Origin of the sequence: Methylophilus sp. TWE2 (assembly GCF_001183865.1) — a bacterium.
In the GTDB taxonomy this organism is placed as follows: domain Bacteria; phylum Pseudomonadota; class Gammaproteobacteria; order Burkholderiales; family Methylophilaceae; genus Methylophilus.
Genome location: NZ_CP012020.1, coordinates 1,427,782 through 1,444,011 on the forward strand (window position 1 = coordinate 1,427,782; position 16,230 = coordinate 1,444,011).

The following is a 16,230-nucleotide window of genomic DNA, read 5'->3' on the forward strand; positions in this document are numbered from 1 at the left end:
TTACTTCAAACGTTGGGCATCATGATTTTTCGTGTACGCTTTATCCACTTGTTCGTTTTGTCAGTGCTTAGCACTTCTGCACTAGCAGCACCCATTCCAAAAGAGGCGCAGTCTCTCATTTTGAAAGTACATGTTGCTGCAAGTAAAAAAGATACAGAAACATTAAAAAAACTGATGGTCACAGAGTTTATTTGGGGCTTTGGTGGCGATGGTGACGCGGAGCAGGCCATACAAGCTTGGAAAGCTGACACATCTCTCTTTAAAAAACTTTATCATGTTACAGGTCGAGACTGCTTTGAAAAGCCTGACCACTCTATTGAGTGTCCTAAGAATGCGGGTACAAGTTATCGTGCAGGTTTTAAGAAAACCACTAAGGGGTGGCGAATGTTTTATTTTGTGGGGGGTGACTAACATGCCCAACTCAGCCATCAAGCGGGATGCGCTAAAGCGCGCCACTTATGTCAAACGTTGGGCGTCATGAGTCGTACTATTAGATTTCTACTTACAATTGAGGCAGTTGTTTGCTGCGGTGTAGTTACAATTGCTTTTATTTTTAACTTTCCTTGGCTTGTTTTAGCGCCCCTCATGACACTCAAATATTCTCCTTTTGCTAGCATCAAGTCTTTCTTGTTGCTCATCGGTTGCGTATGCGCACTCATTGCATTTTGGAGTTTGGTTTTTTCAACCATTAGCAATTTGAAATATCGTTTTAACAGTCTTTTCTGGTTAGGCGTTGCAGGCGCTATATTTGCTCTAATTGAAGTTACATCTTGGTCAGAAAACTGGGCTAGCAGGGCAATCTTTTATGCTCCAATAGCCTGCGCAACACATTTTATATACCTACAGTTCAGGAAAGCTAACTAATGATGCCCAACCCATCCATCAAGCGGGACGCGCTAAAGCGCGCCCCTTATGTCAAACGTTGGGTAATATACTTATGAAAAACTATCCACTCATTCTAGTTACGCTATTAATCGGGTTTTATACATTTAGCGTAAATGCGCAAGATGGTGAGACATTGACATCAGAGTCAAGGGACGCCGCGTCCGCGTATATGGGAACAATGAACTTTGTTGTAGGTCGTTTAGGCTTAGAGTGCCTTTCGTTAATTGGTCGTTCTGAGACTCCGAAAGAGTTTGCAAACGCTTGGCAACAGCGAAACTCCAAGTATTTCTCTGCATCTATAAAGTACATGGGTAAGCGACTCGATTCTGCTCTCAGTTCTGGAGGCATTGGCGCTCGCGATGCTGTTCTCTATGAATATTCTTCTGCTGTGAGACGTGATGGTGAAGCAAGTGTTGCTGATTGGTTTCGAAAAGGAAATAAAGAAGACACCTGTAAACGTGCAGTGGCATTGATCGATGCAAAAGCTATGGATGTAAGTGCCAAAGTTCCAATGTATGGAGAGTTGGAAGCGCTCGCCTCTTGGGCTGAGGCAAATTGAATAAACGCAGAGCTGAAAGCCCAACCCATCCATCAAGCGGTGCGCGCTAAAGAGCACCCATTACATTTAAACGTTTGGCTAATGTATCAATCACTTAGCAATCAAGGTAGAGAGTGCTCAAATTGAAAACAAAACAATTTTTGGCAATGATTGCGTTGGCTTTTTTAATCCTTACTATTACTGGGTGCACGACTAAATCATGGTACGAAGGGGTGAAAGAAGGCGCAAAAAATAACTGTCGCAGTCAACCTCCAGGCGAAGTTGAGTCGTGTTTAGAAAAGCTGAATAACAAAACGTATGAAGAATATGAAAAAGAGCGCTCTGGGCAAAAATAACAAAGCCTGGCCATTCACAGGAACAATTGCTACATGAACCAAGAAGAACTCAAAGCCGTTTTTGACAAACAAGCCTCTGGCTATGAGCAGCAACAAAAGAAACTGGCTCCTGTTCATGAGGGACTGTATTTTCAGCTTGAATGGATTTTTTCGGAGCTGCCACCGTCCGCTCGCATACTTTGCGTTGGCTTAGGCGCTGGTGCAGAGCTTTCGTATTTGGCCAGCAAGTTTCCACACTGGAGATTCACTGCGGTTGAACCTTCTGGTGCCATGCTTGAAGTATGCCGTCAACGCGCTGAGAAGGAGGGTTTTATTTCTCGTTGCGTATTTCATGAAGGTTATGTGGAGACATTGCCAGACATTGAGCTGCATGATGCGGCAACCTGTTTTATGGTTTCTCAGTTTATCCTCGACAAAGAGGCTCGTTCCAATTTTTTCCGTGCGATTTCGCAGAGACTGAAGCAAAACGGTATTTTGGTGAGTGCTGATCTGTCATCCACCGTGGGCTCACCTGAATATGAAGCGTTGCTTAAAGTGTGGGTAAGTATGTTGCATGCTGCAAACGTGCCTGCGGAAGCCATAGAGAGAACACATGCGGCATGGGCAAAAGATGTCGCGATTTTACCCCCTGACGAGGTTAGATCTATCATTCAACGTGGCGGTTTTGAGTCGCCGGTGCAGTTTTATCAAGCTGGTTTTGTGCATGCCTGGTTCTCTGTGCGTTCAGGATATGCTGCAAATAAGCCATAGTAATGTTAGTAGGTTCAGACACGATTATGTAATTGATAAGACACAACAAACGCGGGTGCCATGAGCTGCACCGTATGCTCATGCTGACAAACGTGCCCAATGATGTGTGGCCTTGTTTAGGCTTTCATGCCGATTAGGCCGTCTTGCAACCTAATATTTCGGGTGACTAGTAGGGCGTCATTCCCCAATTTACTTGTTTGCAGTCTTTTTTAAGCTGAGTTTGTTTCATCCCCTTCACCTGGTGAAAGTCGCTCGCTGGGGTCTTTTAACACCATTCGACTGATTATTTGCGCTGGACGCCTCTTGCCACAGGCTTTACTATAAAAACCATTCCATCATTGATGCAGCCAGAAAGGATGCTTGTGGCAATTCAGTTTTTACCTATACTCAAGGCAGTAGCACCTTATCTTGCTCAGGTAGCAACTGCTGCGATTCCGGCTTTTACCGCCAAGCCTGAAGTTGCCATAGACGATCCGGTGTTGACACGGCAGATTGAGGAGTTGCAAGCTGCGAGTGTGCAAAATGCAGAGTCTATCCATTTGTTGGCAGAGAAAATGCAGCAAGCGATTCTTGCTTTGGAACAGGCGGGTGAGGAAGCGAGAAAAGAGTTTGCGACTTATAAAATGATGCTGTTTATCTCATTTGGGTTGTCAGCGACAACCACTATCATCATGATCTATTTGCTCGTGCGATAATTGGAAGGGTTGTTATGCTTAATCTCGAGGTCACTGAAATCAAAGCGTTTGTCCCTTCCAAGAACTTTGAGGTTTCCAAACAGTTTTACAAAGACATGGGATTCACCATGGCCTCGGAAGGCGGCGGGGTGGCTTATTTCCACTTTGCGCATGTGAGTTTTTTGTTACAGGATTTTTGCGCAGAAAACCTGGCGGAGAATTTTATGATGCATTTGCTGGTGCAGGATGTGGATTCCTGGTGGGCGCACATTGAGCAGAGCGATATCGTCAATCGATATGGCGTGAAGATTTGGCCGATTCAGCTGCAAAGCTGGGGGATGCGTGATTTCTGTATCACAGACCCTTCAGGTGTGTTATGGCGGATTGGGCAAAACGTCGATTAATGGCTGATTAATCATGACTAGCACGTTTTCTTGGGCACCGTGATGGTTTATTAAACGTAAGCGAGTAGAGGATGACATACCAACAACTTGCATACATCCATTTAGCGACAATCGTGCCAGCGTTTTTGCTGGGGAGCGTGTTGCTGGCTAGCAGAAAAGGGACTTCTGACCATAGAGTTCTAGGAAGAATTTATCTCATGCTCATGCTGATCACGGGGTTAATCACCCTGTTGATGCCCTCCCAAGTGGGCCCGCAGGTATTGGGTCATTTCGGATTTATACATGCTTTTAGCTTGCTCACGCTATACTCGGTACCCGCTGCTTATTTTGCTGCCCGCCATGGCAATATCAAGGCTCATCGAGGTTATATGATAGGCCTCTATATTGGTGGCATTTTAATCGCCGGGGCATTTTCTTTTGCACCGGGGCGAATGCTGCATCATCTGCTGTTGGGCGTGAGTTAGAGTAGCCGTTGTCCTTTCATTGCATCAAGCATTCCTGGAGTGATGGTATTGGCAATTAAGCGCTGAGGTAGTCATGTGCATGACTCAAACAGGCTATTGCCAAGCCAATAGTTTTCTTTAAAAATACCTCTGGGTATCTCAAGTAATCAGGCCCCGTCAGGGGCTTTTTTTATGACCTCGAATTTGTCGCATTTGGTGTGGTCGTTACTTAAGTTAAGCCACGACGGCTAAGGTCAGGAAAATTAAGGATGAATAACAGTTACTTCAGCAGAGTGTTTATCGTCGTGATGTCTGTTTGGTTGGCAGGGTGTTGTGGCATTGAACCGACGACGATTACGCAACAGGTCACGCCACCTGCCACCCCAGCCGCTGCGCAGGTCAATTCAGCTTCGAGAGCAGTGTTACATGTGATTGGCGTATACCAGGGTGCCTTGCCTGAAGTTGCTGACAAGCGGCCTTGGTGGGCACAATGCCGGGCTGCCAGGCAGTCAACTGGCAGCACAGAGCCTCTGTCGCCCGCTGAATGCCAGCCATTTATTAATGCGAGCAGGGAGCAACGCACGGTAACGGTGAATGTCAGTGATGATTCTTCGCCCATTATTTTGGGCTTAATGGCCTATGAACCGGTGACCTGGCATATTAAAACCACACCAGGCGTCGTTATCCAGAAAGTGATTCTGACGGGATATCATCAGCAAGAGATTGTGGGGTCCGGTGAGGCTCAGGTGGATGTGTATAGCTACAACAACAGTCCTTGTGATCGCTGTGTGCAAAAGGGGCGCTACTTTTATTCTTATGAACATGTGCCGAGGGAGATGGAGTTGGCTGCGGGTGTCCGGGCCAGTTCTTTTCAAGGCAACTATACCGGAGGCACTTACCAGATTTTCAAAGACATGCTTTAGCCAGATCAATGGTAAAGTGTGACCTTGTCGACTATCAAGGTTGGGGCTAAGGGTGTTGCGTGGATTGATTTATGGCCTGAGTATTCTGCATCTCGGGCCTGGTTTTGCTTTTGCTGTGGTTGCGTTCGGTTGTGATGGCAATGCGTCTTCGGCGGGATTGGAAAGCATTTGCCAGCAGGATACTTTTGCCGCTTTTATCAAGTTAACCCTGGCGGCGTGGGGTGTGATGATCACGCTGTTAGCGCTGAAAATTATAATTACAAATTACATTAATAAAAACAAATAAACCATTAATTATATTAATTTAATTAACCAATTAAATTCTTAATTTTAAACTTTTTCCAAATGCGGAACTCGAAAAATAAAAAATAGCTAAGGGAGTTTAATTTGTCTTATCTTAACCAGCGACGTTCTGTCGCGTCGCTTGCCCGTTTTCTCATCCAATCCTTTTTTATCCTTTGTTGTAGCCATGGATTACACAGCGTGGCCTTAGCCGCCAGCGATGATACAACTCCTAGATTGTTGCTCTCTGGCAGTGACGCGGCAGAAGCAGAAAAAGAAGCTAAAAAAGAACCTGAGCCACCGCGAATTACCTCAGTATTCGGTACTCAACCCCTCAAAGAATTCAAATTACCTTTTGAAGACCAATATCCGTCAGGTCCCTTCGAGCGCTTGGATAAAAAACTGTTTCTGTTTATCAGTAAATGCGGTGATGTGTTTTTTGTCCGCCAGAATGAGGGCATGGAATTGGTCAAACCCGGTAAGGCGTTGGCCAAATTTATTCCTGGAGACGAGACCTCGTCTGACGAAAGCAGTAGCAAGCAACTGGTTTACTGCAAGGAATTATCCGGTGTGAAAGACTCCTTGCTGGTAGGTAAAACGCTCTATGTGGCTTATACCACTTGGGATGAAGCCAATAATGGGGTGCGGCTGGCAGTCAGTGAGTTTGCCGTGGATATTGAAAATAGCGAAGTCAGTTTTGATCGCGAAATTTATATCAGTCGCCCGGCCATTAAAGAGCCAATCCTGGGGCACCAGGTCGGTGGCAAACTGGCGTTGGGAGAGAATGAGCGTACCTTGTACCTGAGTTTGGGTGACTTTTCCAAACCTGACCGGGTTCAAGATAAAACGACTTCTTTAGGTAAGGTGGTACGTATTGATTTGCAGCGTTTGAATGCTGAGGTTTATGCCTCAGGCTTTCGCTCGCCTTCTGGAGGCTTGTTCTATGACCGCGAAAGCAATGAATTATGGCTCACCGACCATGGGCCGCGCGGAGGTGATGAGATTAACCTGATCAAACGTGGTAAAAATTATGGCTGGCCAAATGTCAGTTATGGCACGATTTACGAGCGTGATGGCATAGGCGGCTATTACGGCAATAAATTCAATAGCCATGAAGGTTATGAAAAACCGCAAATGACCTTCTTGCCGTCGATTGGCATCGGCCCGCTAGTGAAATATCCTTCTACTGGGCGCAATGATTTCTGGGATAACGATTTGTTTGTGGCTGGCATGGGTAATACGACCTTATATCGTGTACGCAAGGAAGGCACTAATCTGGTGTATGCCGAACCAGTATTGAACGGATACCGTATCCGTGCCATCCAGATTGACCAGAATGGGACTTTCTATCTTAAAACGGACCATAATCAGCTGCTGATTTCGGAACAGGAATAACGGTAGATGGGTAATTGTTTGATGCCGGTATAAAAGGAACGCTTGTATTTAAAACCCTGTTACTGTTCGCGCTGACTGCGGTCGCCGAAATTATTGGTTGTTACCTGCCATATCTCTGGCTTAAAGAAGGTAAAAGCGCGTGGTTATTATTGCCGGCGGCAGTCAGCCTCGCAGCTTTCGCTTGGCTACTGACCTTGCATCCCACTGCCGCAGGCCGGATTTATGCGGCATATGGTGGCGTGTATATTGGCGTTGCTATTTTATGGTTGTGGCTGGTCGAAGACTTACGGCCGTCAACCTGGGATTTGTTGGGGGCGTCGGTTGCTGTACTAGGCATGGCGATTATCATGTTTGCGCCCAGGCATATCTAACGTAGTAGCCTGCATTTCCTACACAGGCTACTACCATTCCGCGACAATGAGACGATTCTAAAAGTCTATGGTGGCTGAAATCAGTGCTGTACGAGGAGCGCCCATCGTGATAAAGCCACGGGATACTGAGTTCCAATAACTTTTATCTGACAGATTCATGATATTTGCACGTAATGTCACTTTGTTGCCTGAGACTTGCGTGACATAACGGGCACCTGCATCAAACGTTGTCCATCCAGGAATGCTCTGTGTGTTGCTAACATCGGCTTGCGCTTCGCTAAAGCCAGAAATGCGGCCTGTCAACGTTAAGCCAGGGAAGGCAAAAATGTCATATTCCCCGTTGATGACTACGTTGATTTTTGGCACGCCAATGGCATCTTTGCCATCATTGACACCATTGAGTGTTTTGGTTTGCTCTGCATCAATAAAGGTGACACCGCCCAACAGCCGAACGCCGCTGAAGGGTTGACCGAATGTAGATAATTCAAGGCCACGGTTGCGTTGCTCACCGTCATTCACAAAACGGTTGGCGGCATTGGTAAATGCGCTGGGTTGCGTGATCTGGAAAATGGCAGCAGTCATACCAAAAGTGCCTGCGTTATATTTCACACCAAGCTCATGTTGTTTTGCCACAAATGGTGCCAGGTTTTCGCCTGCATTTACAGCCGTGTTTGGTGCAGTTGCTCCTTGTGACAGGCCTTCACTGTAATTGCCATACAAGGAGTAGTTGCCGAGTTTAACGAGTAGGGCGCTGGTAGGCGTCACTTTATTTTCATCGTAAGCGCCTGTTTTAATCCCAGCAGAAAAAATACCGCTATAGAGTGATTGATTTCGCGCACCCAAGGTCAGTAATACATTGTCTTGCAGGAAACCAAGAGTATTGATGAAACCAATGCTATTTAATTGCAAGTCACCATTCTGTGGAATCACGCCAAAATTCACTGTAGGTTTAGGCAGGTTGGGACTGTGGTAAATATTGCCGGTATACACGCCTGTTGCATGCACGACGGAACCACCCGCAATGCGGTCAAAATCGTTGTAAGTGAGTGCGTAATTGTTGCTGACACTGCCAAGTTGTAAATTGCCCCGTAAGCCAACCTCATAGGTATCGACTTCGTACCAGCCTTGGTAGCCACCAACGCGAGCAGTGAAATCGCCAGCACTGTTGATAATACGGCGGCCTTGCGAGCCCGCATAAAAATATTCTTCATTACCCTTGGCTTGACCATAATTGATATAGGCAGTCAGAGCCGGGTTAAACTCATATTCGACTTTGGTCATCCAGTAGTGTGAGTCACCTTTGAAAAACTCCCAGTCGTTGACATAGTTTTTATCATTTTTCATTGCACGCGGCAGTGCAAAGCCCTGGTTATAGACAATGTTGGCCGAGTATCCTTTGGTTAAGCGGTCCTGGCTGGCAACATCGAAACTTGCCGTGAGTTTTTCACCACGGTAATCAATCGCCAGTGAACCAATATGCATACGGTCAGATTGACGGCTGATAGGGGTGTCGCCGTCACGCGCCAGCAAGTTCAGACGTACACCCCAGGCATTGTCTTCGCCAAACCGACGCCCCAGGTCGAGATGTCCGCCAAACTGGCTATCTGAGATATAACTGGCAGTAAACCTGTTGAGCGGAGTGTCAGCGGCGCGTTTTGAAACCAGGTTGATATTGCCGCCGGTGACGCCAAATGGGCTACTGCCATTCAGCATGGAGGCCGGGCCCTTGAGCACATCGACCCGCTCGTAAAAGTCCGGAGCAATGCGACGCAAGTCTGTCATGCCATATAGACCATTGATCCCAACCTGGTTAGTGAATAAGGGAAAGCCGCGGATATGGTAGGTCTCACTATCGCCGTATTCTGCCATGGCACTTCTAGTGGAAGGGTCCGCTGCAACAATATCGGCTAAGCGCCGTGCTTGCTGGTCAAGTACAAATTGCTCAGTAAAACTTTGGGTACTGAATGGCGTATCAAAAATATCGACATTGCCCAGAATCCCCATGCGGCTGGCTTTTGCCACCTGGCCGCCTGCAAAAGGCTGCGGTAATGCATTCAGAGAGTGCGTTTTGCTTGCCTGGACACTGACCTCCGGCAAGGTGTCTGCATGGTTTGAGACGGGGACAGGCCTCGGTAGGATAATAATAGCGCCATTGGCTACTTTCGCTTGTAAACCACTGTCTTTTAACAATAACTGTAAAGCCTGTTCACGTGTCAGTTGCTTTTTTAACGCGGGGGCTGATTTGCCTTTGACCTGCGCCGCATCAAATGTCAGCGTTATGGCTGATTGTTTTGCCAATGTGTTCAGTGCATTTTCAAGTGTGCCGGCAGGTATCTGAAAATCAAATACCTGGTTTTCTTCTGCATGCGCTACTGTTGGAAAATTGATGCTAAGGCCTGTTGTTAGGCCAGCAAACACAACGGCATGAAAAGCCGCAGCAATATGCAGACGGAGTGGAGATCTTTTGGGAAACGGAAGTGCTTGCATCAGGTTAAACCTCTGTTAAATGAGAGAAATAACCCTATGCCGGATAGCATTGAAAAAACCCGCAGATTTTTTCAAATTATTTTTTTCTGATCAGGAAATGATCGTTTTGTTTTGTAACACGAATAGGTAAAGTTTGTGCAATCGTATTCAAAGCATGTTCTGCTGGCTGTTTTCTATTGAGCTGGAAGACACCTGATACTTGCAAGCCAGCAGTGTCCGAACTAAAGCGAACGGACAGTGTTTGATAGCGGGTGAGTTCTGCCATCAATTCATCCAAGCGCATTTGTTTGGCGACAATCACGCCGTCTAACCAAGCCATTGGCTCTTGCTGTGATTCTGTTCTCATGGGCAAAGCGGTGCCTTGTGCACTGTATGATTCATTTGCATAGGCGCGCACCGGCGTGTGCTTGCCACTATGTAAAGCCACAATCCCTTCAGTGACATACAGGCGTGTATTTTCTTCTTTTTGATAGACTGAGAACTTGGTGCCAATCGCTTCCAGCTTGGTTTGTTTTGTGTTTACCCAGAAAGACCGTCGGCCGAAAAGGCCTTGTGTATCTTTGCCTGTTTCCAGATAAATTTCTCCTGTATTTAATACGATTTCACGTTTAAGCAAGGCGTAATGAACATCGACACTCGTATTAGTATTGAGCGTTAGTTGCGTGCCATCAGATAGGGTGAATGTTGAGCGTTCACCAATCGTGGTCGCCAGATGAGTTTGCTGGTGCCAAGGTCCAACTTGCTCTAGTACGAAGGCCAGTGTGCAAACAGCAACCCCCGTCAAAAGTCCAATGTGTTTGAACGCCTGTTTTTGTTTGGTTGTGCGCGAGTGCTTTTCCATGAGCGCCATTGTTTGCGTAACGATAGGTCTCTTATTGACTGGAACAGCCCCTAATTCTTGTTCCATGGCATGTAACTTTTGCCAGGCTGCTTCATGGATGGGATCTTGGGCGCGCCATTGCAGAAAGTGCTCTTCATCCTTGACACTGGCAGAACCTGAACTCAGTTTTACTGACCATGTAATCAGTTCTTCCATGACGGAAGCTGGTATCTGATCGGGTGAACGTGAATCTACAGCAGGTAGCATGAATACGCGCCTTCAGGAAAGCTTCATGCTGAGTACATGTCGTAACGCGACGGCCATGTGGCTCTCGATGGTGCGTAACGGAATTCCCAATGTCGATGAGATTTCCTGATAAGTCAGTCCCTCCAGCTTGGAAAGCAGGAACACTGTACGGATGACAGGCTTGAGCCCATTTAATAACTGATCTAACTGTAATATGATCTCCATCAGCGCCATCTGTTCTTCGGGAGAAGGGACAAGTGTTTCTGGCAGGTGGATAAGCGCTTGCAGGTATGCTTGTTCGACCGCGTTGCGCCGAAACTGATCTACCATGAGGCCATGTGCAATGGTAGTTAAAAAGGCACGTGGTTCATCTACCTGTGAAATGCTTAAGGATTTGGTAATTAATCTCAGGAAGGTGTCATGAGCTACATCATTGGCATGGTGTATACAACCTAATCGCCGCTTTAGCCAACCGACTAACCAGCCATGATGGGCATGATAGATGGTATGAATTTCTTGTTGCGGTGAGGCATCCACAGGGAGTATGTTGTCTGTTATTGATAATTATTCTCAATATGATATGACGCTGACATATCACTGTCAATCATGTGAATGGTAAGTAGTGTTAAATCATAAGGTCTAAATTAAAAAACGCCAGCTAGCTGGCGTTTTTAGAGTGATATAGTTAATCTGCTTAGTACAGACTTTCCCAGAACTTCCACCAGATTTTTTCATCTTCATTGATCTTGCCGGTGATCATCGGGTTCTCAGGATAATTGGTTTTCAAGATACGCAAAGTATCATTTTTGAGGTCGGTCAAATCCATGGCGTCATAGGCACTCACCAGCGTGACCAGTGCGTCTTCCACCGAGCTTGAGTTAGGGTAGGTTTCCAATACATAGCGGGCACGGTTCAGTGCGGCAACATAGGCTTTGCGCTGCATGTAATAACGTGCCACATGCATTTCGTGCATGGCCAAGGTATTCACTAGGTAAATCATACGCTGGGTGGCGTCTTTGGCATAACGGCTGGTCGGGAAGCGCTCAACCAGTTCTTTAAACGCATTAAACGAGACGCGCAGGGTTTTTGGATCGCGGTCGTTGATTTCCTGCTTGGTGTATTTTTCAATGATGCCGCGCTCGTTAAAGGTTGCCAGGCCTTTGAGATAGTAAGCGTAGTCGAGGTTGGGGTGATTAGGGTGCAACTTGATAAAACGGTCAATCGCAGATAAACACAACACCGATTCGGATTTTTTGTAATAGGCGTAGGCAACTTCGAGTTGTGCTTGCGTCGCATAAACGCCGTGCGGATAACGGGCTTCTAGCTTCTGGAAGTACTCGATCCCTTTATCGTAGTTTTTATCCGCCATCTTTTCCTGGCCCGCAGCGTATAGGCGCTGTTCGCTCCAGCCTTTGGTTTCGTCAAGCGGGTTGGGGTTACCAAAAATGGCACAGCCACTCAAGGCCAGCGCACCGATAAAAATAAAAGCACGCGTGAACAGGGTGTTAAGCGGTAAAATGCGAAGCATGTTGTTTAATGTTGTTTTATCTAAGGAAACTCAGGGCATTATAACTGATGCCGTTTGAAAATATGAAAGAAAGCACCTCCTTACATCTGGTCGTTCCTGGCAGTCTCGGCGGGCAGCGTCTTGATCTGGCTTTGCAGCAAATGTTGCCGGATCATTCTCGTAGCCGTTTGCAGGCCTGGATCAAAGAGGAACTGGTGTTGCTGGATGGCAAGCCAACCACCGCCAAAACCAAGGTCTGGGGCGGTGAGAAACTGGATATCACGCCGCCAAAAAATGCGCAGGAAAACGCATTTGAACCCGAAGATATCCCTTTAGACGTTGTCTATGAAGATGATGCCCTGATTATTATCAACAAGCCAGCCGGCTTGGTGGTGCATCCCGCCGCAGGTAACTGGAGCGGTACTTTACTGAATGCTTTGCTGTTTCACTGGCCGACCTTGAAAGATATCCCGCGCGCAGGCATTGTGCACCGGCTGGACAAAGACACCAGCGGCTTGCTGGTCGTGGCCAAGACGCTGGAAGCGCAGACCAGTCTGGTGCGGCAGTTACAAGCGCGCACGGTCAAGCGAGAGTACCGGGCGATTGTCTGGGGTCAATTGTGGCGCAATGGCAAGGTGGACCAACCCATAGGCCGCCATCCGCATCAGCGCGTCAAAATGGCGGTGGTACGCCGCGGCAAGCCAGCCGTAACGCATTATGAAATTCTGGAGCGCTTTGGCACGAACACTTATTTGCGCTGTAACCTGGAAACCGGTCGTACGCACCAGATTCGTGTGCATCTGCAACATTTGAAAGCGCCCATGGTGGGCGACCCGCTCTATGGCATCGGCAATATTATTCCGCACAAAATGATGACGCCAGAACTGCGTGAAGTCATCGGTAACTTTAAACGCCAGGCATTGCATGCGATCAAGCTGGGGTTGATACATCCGGTCACCAATGAGCCCATGGAGTGGCAAATTGAACTGGCGGATGATATGCGTGAATTGCTGGAAGCCATGCGCGTGACCGAGCCTCCGGAAGAAGTGCCTCTGGTTGACTTTAATGTCGACGAAAATGGCCTGTTTATGGGTGACGACGATGAGGATTGGGGCGACGATGATGTTGATGATGCCGAGTTGGATGATGAAGACTGGGAAGATGAGGCGTAATCATGGCTGAGTTGCCATTGATCACACCCGACTGGCCCGCGCCAGCCAATGTTAAAGCCTTGCAGACGACACGACATGGCGGTGTGAGCATGGGCGTCTATGCCAGTCTCAATCTCGGTGACCATGTTAAAGATAATCCGCAACATGTGGCAGCCAACCGGCAATTGCTCAGCGCATACCTGCCTAGTGAGCCAGTATGGCTGAATCAGGTGCACGGCACACGCGTGATTGATGCCGCCTTATCGTCTTGCCTGGAGAGCGCTGATGCCAGTTTTACCAGCCGTAAGCAGATAGTGTGCGTGACAATGACCGCAGATTGCCTCCCAATATTGCTATGCGACCAGGCTGGCACTGCTGTTGCTGCGGTTCATGCTGGTTGGCGCAGCCTGTGTGATGGCGTGATTGAAACTACAGTCACAGCCATGCCCGTACAGGCAGGTCAACTCATGGTCTGGCTGGGGCCTGCCATTGGCCCGGATGCGTTTGAAGTAGGCGCAGAGGTCAGGGCGCAGTTTATTGCCAAAGACGCGCAGGCGGCTTTAGCCTTTAAACCGCGCGGCGACAAGTGGGTAGGGGATTTGTATGCGATTGCCCGGCAGCGCTTGAACGCTTTGGGTGTGACGCAGTTATATGGCGGCGGACGCTGCACTTACAGCGAGCCGGAAACTTTTTTCAGCTTCCGACGGGATGGCGATACCGGCCGTATGGGCAGCTTTATCTGGCTGGAATAAATATTTTTGCCACAGAGAACACAGAGGTCACAGAAAAAAGCATTGTGAATGGTGTTTTTTGTTTTCCTCTGTGTGCTCTTTGACCTCTGTGGCTAAACAATTAAAAAGTCGTTCCAAAGACTCAATAACCTTTTTATGAAACAGCATTTAATTTTTGATTTAGACGGTACATTGATTGACTCCGCGCCCAGCATTTTGCATTGCTTTGGTCTGGCATTTAGCAGCACCAATACGCCATTGGCTGCACCGTTAACGCAAGATGTGATTGGGCCGCCGTTGATGGAAACCTTAAAGCGGCTTTCTGGAAGTGAAGATACCACGTTGCTGAACACCTTGGCAGCGGCCTTCAAGCAGCATTACGACACCACCGGTTTTCAGCAGTCCGCGGTGTTTGAAGGCGTCGCAAGCATGTTGCAACAATTGCAGGCGCAAGGCTACCATCTTTATATCGCGACCAACAAACGCTATTTCCCCACCGAGAAAATCATGGCACATCTGGGATGGGACGGATTGTTTATGGGTGTCTATGCGCTGGATTACTTTCAGCCAGCGCTGAAGTCCAAGGCCGAGATGATAGGACGGGTGGTGACTGAGCATGGTCTGTCCGTTACCGACTGCTTATATATCGGTGACCGTCTGGAAGACGGCCAGTCAGCCGATGCCAACCAGATGGACTTTGCCCTCGTCAGTTGGGGGTATGCCGGAGATGTCGCACAGTGCAAACCGTATTGGTATCGCTGCGCACAAGTAGAAGCCTTGCCTGGCCTGGTTGCAACGCTTTAGGATGAACTGATGCTCAAAAAACTACGCGTTCGTCGACATCCGGCAACCTCTGCTCCTGGGTTCACTGCCACGAATGTGCAAGCGTGGCCATTCATGGTCTTGCTGGCCATCGTCCTGGTAGCATTAGTGGCCGTGGGCATTTACCTCGATTGGGATACGCGTGTGCTTGCCGGGGTGGCGGTGCTGATTGGTCTGGTCTCAGGGCTGTTTGTGTGGCTCGTTGGCGTGATCGGCCTGGTGCCATTGATTGGCCCCATCATTGTTAAAGTGCTTAGCTTTAGTTTTATATGGCTGCTCAATGCCATGGGCTACCTGGTGTCCTATGTTGCCATTCGGCGTGGCTATTCGCGTGATGTGCTCACGTATCGCGGACTGACAATGGCTTTGCTGGTCGGTATTGTGATTGGCTATATTGTGGCGCAATTTATTTAACCTGATGCCTGGGTAAAGGCCGGGTTTTCAAAGGATAACTGTTTGTTTATGCTTTGTTTTTTTGATAACTCACGTATAATGCGCGCCTTCCTGCCATAAACACAGCATGACTGCCTTGACCACTTTTTTTTCTGACATGACTCCCTTCAGCGCGATGGTGCTGGCCTGTTTGCTCGGCGGAGTCTTAAGCGTGTGTGTGGCGGCCTTGTTTGCGCTCAATGCGCGTAAGCAATGGGTGCCATTGCTGGTGAGTTATGCGATTGGTGCCTTGCTGGCGGCCGTGTTTCTCGAGATTTTACCGCACGCCATTGAAACCAGCCCTAATGTAGAAGCCATGACAGCGACCATGCTGTTCGGGGTGTTACTGTTTTTTACACTGGAAAAACTGGTGTTATGGCGTCACTGTCATGGTGAGCACTGCGAAATGCATGCGATGCATGATGAGGCGCATTGCCCGGAACTGCACCCGGAACAGCAGGTGACCAAAAAACCGCAGGGGGTCATCAAGTTCAAGCTACCGCAAGCAGTACCGACACAAATGCTGGCACACCATCATCATGCACATGCGCACGACGATGGACGTAGTGGTCTGATGATCATGATTGGCGATACTTTTCACAATTTTGTCGACGGTATCCTGATTTGCGCTGCGTTTATGGTCGATATGCAAGTAGGACTCGTGACTGCACTGGCCATCATTGCGCATGAGATTCCGCAAGAGGTCGGGGATTTCCTGATTTTGCTTCACTCTGGCTACAGCAAGCAAAAAGCATTTTTATTCAATATCGCCTCCAGTCTGGCCACACTGGCAGGTGGCCTGCTTGCTTACCTGGGGTTGAATCTAGTGGAGCAATGGGTGCCTTATATTCTGAGCCTGGCCGCGGCGAGTATGTTGTACGTTGCGGTGGCTGATTTGATTCCTGGGTTACATAAACGCACGGCATTACGCGATACCCTGAGTCAGTTATTGTTAATTGTATTGGGCGTCGCCTCTGTCGCCCTGACCAAGTGGTTGGTAGAAGGTTAAGAGA

20 protein-coding genes are annotated in these 16,230 nt (G+C 48.0%); 16 read left to right on the forward strand and 4 right to left on the reverse strand.

The features are described 5' to 3' along the window. Positions 1–21 precede the first annotated feature (21 nt). From ACJ67_RS06935 to ACJ67_RS06990, 11 genes are all read left to right on the forward strand, one after another. Positions 22–411, forward strand: a complete 390-nt coding sequence (locus ACJ67_RS06935) for a hypothetical protein (protein ID WP_049638450.1) — start codon at positions 22–24, stop codon at positions 409–411. A gap of 526 nt (positions 412–937) precedes the next feature. Next, complete coding sequence (locus ACJ67_RS06945) at positions 938–1,444, forward strand: hypothetical protein (RefSeq protein WP_049638452.1); 507 nt, start codon at positions 938–940, stop codon at positions 1,442–1,444. Positions 1,445–1,566: 122 nt separating this feature from the next. Then, positions 1,567–1,779 (forward strand): hypothetical protein, encoded by a 213-nt coding sequence (locus ACJ67_RS06950; RefSeq protein ID WP_156171655.1) that lies wholly within the window; start codon positions 1,567–1,569, stop codon positions 1,777–1,779. Positions 1,780–1,812: 33 nt separating this feature from the next. Beyond that, the gene (locus tag ACJ67_RS06955) at positions 1,813–2,529 is read left to right on the forward strand and encodes a class I SAM-dependent methyltransferase (RefSeq protein WP_049638454.1); all 717 of its coding nucleotides are present in this window, start codon (positions 1,813–1,815) and stop codon (positions 2,527–2,529) included. 362 nt (positions 2,530–2,891) lie between these two features. Continuing rightward, positions 2,892–3,224, forward strand: coding sequence for a hypothetical protein (locus ACJ67_RS06960; protein ID WP_049639811.1), 333 nt, complete (start codon positions 2,892–2,894; stop codon positions 3,222–3,224). A gap of 14 nt (positions 3,225–3,238) precedes the next feature. Beyond that, positions 3,239–3,607, forward strand: a complete 369-nt coding sequence (locus ACJ67_RS06965; RefSeq protein WP_049638455.1) for a VOC family protein — start codon at positions 3,239–3,241, stop codon at positions 3,605–3,607. Between the two features lie 71 nt (positions 3,608–3,678). Next, positions 3,679–4,071, forward strand: a complete 393-nt coding sequence (locus tag ACJ67_RS06970) for a DUF2306 domain-containing protein (protein ID WP_049638456.1) — start codon at positions 3,679–3,681, stop codon at positions 4,069–4,071. 248 nt (positions 4,072–4,319) lie between these two features. After that, positions 4,320–4,973: a hypothetical protein gene (locus ACJ67_RS06975; protein ID WP_049638457.1), complete on the forward strand. Its 654-nt coding sequence runs from the start codon at positions 4,320–4,322 to the stop codon at positions 4,971–4,973. Positions 4,974–5,037: 64 nt separating this feature from the next. Beyond that, positions 5,038–5,259, forward strand: a complete 222-nt coding sequence (locus ACJ67_RS06980; RefSeq protein ID WP_231587276.1) for a hypothetical protein — start codon at positions 5,038–5,040, stop codon at positions 5,257–5,259. 197 nt (positions 5,260–5,456) lie between these two features. Further along, positions 5,457–6,650 (forward strand): PQQ-dependent sugar dehydrogenase, encoded by a 1,194-nt coding sequence (locus ACJ67_RS06985; RefSeq protein WP_156171656.1) that lies wholly within the window; start codon positions 5,457–5,459, stop codon positions 6,648–6,650. 29 nt (positions 6,651–6,679) lie between these two features. After that, complete coding sequence (locus ACJ67_RS06990) at positions 6,680–7,021, forward strand: YnfA family protein (RefSeq protein WP_049639813.1); 342 nt, start codon at positions 6,680–6,682, stop codon at positions 7,019–7,021. 57 nt (positions 7,022–7,078) lie between these two features. Here ACJ67_RS06990 and ACJ67_RS06995 read toward each other — a convergent pair whose 3' ends face one another. The 4 genes from ACJ67_RS06995 to ACJ67_RS07010 form a co-directional block, all read right to left on the reverse strand. Next, positions 7,079–9,508, reverse strand: a complete 2,430-nt coding sequence (locus ACJ67_RS06995) for a TonB-dependent receptor (protein WP_049638459.1) — start codon at positions 9,506–9,508, stop codon at positions 7,079–7,081. Positions 9,509–9,584: 76 nt separating this feature from the next. Continuing rightward, positions 9,585–10,544: a FecR domain-containing protein gene (locus tag ACJ67_RS07000; protein ID WP_049639814.1), complete on the reverse strand. Its 960-nt coding sequence runs from the start codon at positions 10,542–10,544 to the stop codon at positions 9,585–9,587. 63 nt (positions 10,545–10,607) lie between these two features. Next, positions 10,608–11,111 carry a sigma-70 family RNA polymerase sigma factor gene (locus ACJ67_RS07005; protein WP_049638460.1) on the reverse strand — a complete coding sequence of 168 codons (504 nt, stop codon included), beginning with the start codon at positions 11,109–11,111 and terminating at the stop codon, positions 10,608–10,610. Between the two features lie 157 nt (positions 11,112–11,268). Continuing rightward, complete coding sequence (locus tag ACJ67_RS07010) at positions 11,269–12,102, reverse strand: outer membrane protein assembly factor BamD (protein ID WP_049638461.1); 834 nt, start codon at positions 12,100–12,102, stop codon at positions 11,269–11,271. Between the two features lie 47 nt (positions 12,103–12,149). Between ACJ67_RS07010 and rluD the strand changes: the two genes are divergently transcribed. The 5 genes from rluD (at position 12,150) to ACJ67_RS07035 (ending at position 16,226) form a co-directional block, all read left to right on the forward strand. Continuing rightward, a complete protein-coding gene (rluD, locus tag ACJ67_RS07015) occupies positions 12,150–13,253 on the forward strand; it encodes a 23S rRNA pseudouridine(1911/1915/1917) synthase RluD (RefSeq protein WP_049638462.1) in 1,104 nt (367 codons plus the stop codon). Between the two features lie 2 nt (positions 13,254–13,255). Then, on the forward strand, positions 13,256–13,984 hold the full coding sequence (pgeF, locus tag ACJ67_RS07020; protein ID WP_049638463.1) for a peptidoglycan editing factor PgeF: 729 nt from the start codon (positions 13,256–13,258) through the stop codon (positions 13,982–13,984). Between the two features lie 135 nt (positions 13,985–14,119). After that, positions 14,120–14,767 (forward strand): HAD family hydrolase, encoded by a 648-nt coding sequence (locus ACJ67_RS07025; RefSeq protein ID WP_049638464.1) that lies wholly within the window; start codon positions 14,120–14,122, stop codon positions 14,765–14,767. A 9-nt stretch (positions 14,768–14,776) separates the two neighbouring features. Next, positions 14,777–15,199 (forward strand): hypothetical protein, encoded by a 423-nt coding sequence (locus tag ACJ67_RS07030; protein ID WP_049638465.1) that lies wholly within the window; start codon positions 14,777–14,779, stop codon positions 15,197–15,199. Positions 15,200–15,305: 106 nt separating this feature from the next. Next, the gene (locus tag ACJ67_RS07035) at positions 15,306–16,226 is read left to right on the forward strand and encodes a ZIP family metal transporter (RefSeq protein ID WP_049638466.1); all 921 of its coding nucleotides are present in this window, start codon (positions 15,306–15,308) and stop codon (positions 16,224–16,226) included. Positions 16,227–16,230: the final 4 nt, after the last annotated feature.

Bases quoted from the DNA above. Each gene is read 5' to 3' on its own strand.
- ACJ67_RS07000 (WP_049639814.1), bottom strand. From the start codon at position 10,544: ATGGAAGAACTGATTACATGGTCAGTAAAACTGAGTTCAGGTTCTGCC.
- ACJ67_RS07030 (WP_049638465.1), top strand. From the start codon at position 14,777: ATGCTCAAAAAACTACGCGTTCGTCGACATCCGGCAACCTCTGCTCCT.
- pgeF (WP_049638463.1), top strand. From the start codon at position 13,256: ATGGCTGAGTTGCCATTGATCACACCCGACTGGCCCGCGCCAGCCAAT.
- ACJ67_RS07010 (WP_049638461.1), bottom strand. From the start codon at position 12,102: ATGCTTCGCATTTTACCGCTTAACACCCTGTTCACGCGTGCTTTTATT.
- ACJ67_RS07035 (WP_049638466.1), top strand. From the start codon at position 15,306: ATGACTGCCTTGACCACTTTTTTTTCTGACATGACTCCCTTCAGCGCG.
- ACJ67_RS06975 (WP_049638457.1), top strand. From the start codon at position 4,320: ATGAATAACAGTTACTTCAGCAGAGTGTTTATCGTCGTGATGTCTGTT.
- ACJ67_RS06995 (WP_049638459.1), bottom strand. From the start codon at position 9,508: ATGCAAGCACTTCCGTTTCCCAAAAGATCTCCACTCCGTCTGCATATT.
- ACJ67_RS06935 (WP_049638450.1), top strand. From the start codon at position 22: ATGATTTTTCGTGTACGCTTTATCCACTTGTTCGTTTTGTCAGTGCTT.
- ACJ67_RS06955 (WP_049638454.1), top strand. From the start codon at position 1,813: ATGAACCAAGAAGAACTCAAAGCCGTTTTTGACAAACAAGCCTCTGGC.
- ACJ67_RS06970 (WP_049638456.1), top strand. From the start codon at position 3,679: ATGACATACCAACAACTTGCATACATCCATTTAGCGACAATCGTGCCA.
- ACJ67_RS06965 (WP_049638455.1), top strand. From the start codon at position 3,239: ATGCTTAATCTCGAGGTCACTGAAATCAAAGCGTTTGTCCCTTCCAAG.
- ACJ67_RS06945 (WP_049638452.1), top strand. From the start codon at position 938: ATGAAAAACTATCCACTCATTCTAGTTACGCTATTAATCGGGTTTTAT.
- rluD (WP_049638462.1), top strand. From the start codon at position 12,150: ATGCCGTTTGAAAATATGAAAGAAAGCACCTCCTTACATCTGGTCGTT.
- ACJ67_RS07025 (WP_049638464.1), top strand. From the start codon at position 14,120: ATGAAACAGCATTTAATTTTTGATTTAGACGGTACATTGATTGACTCC.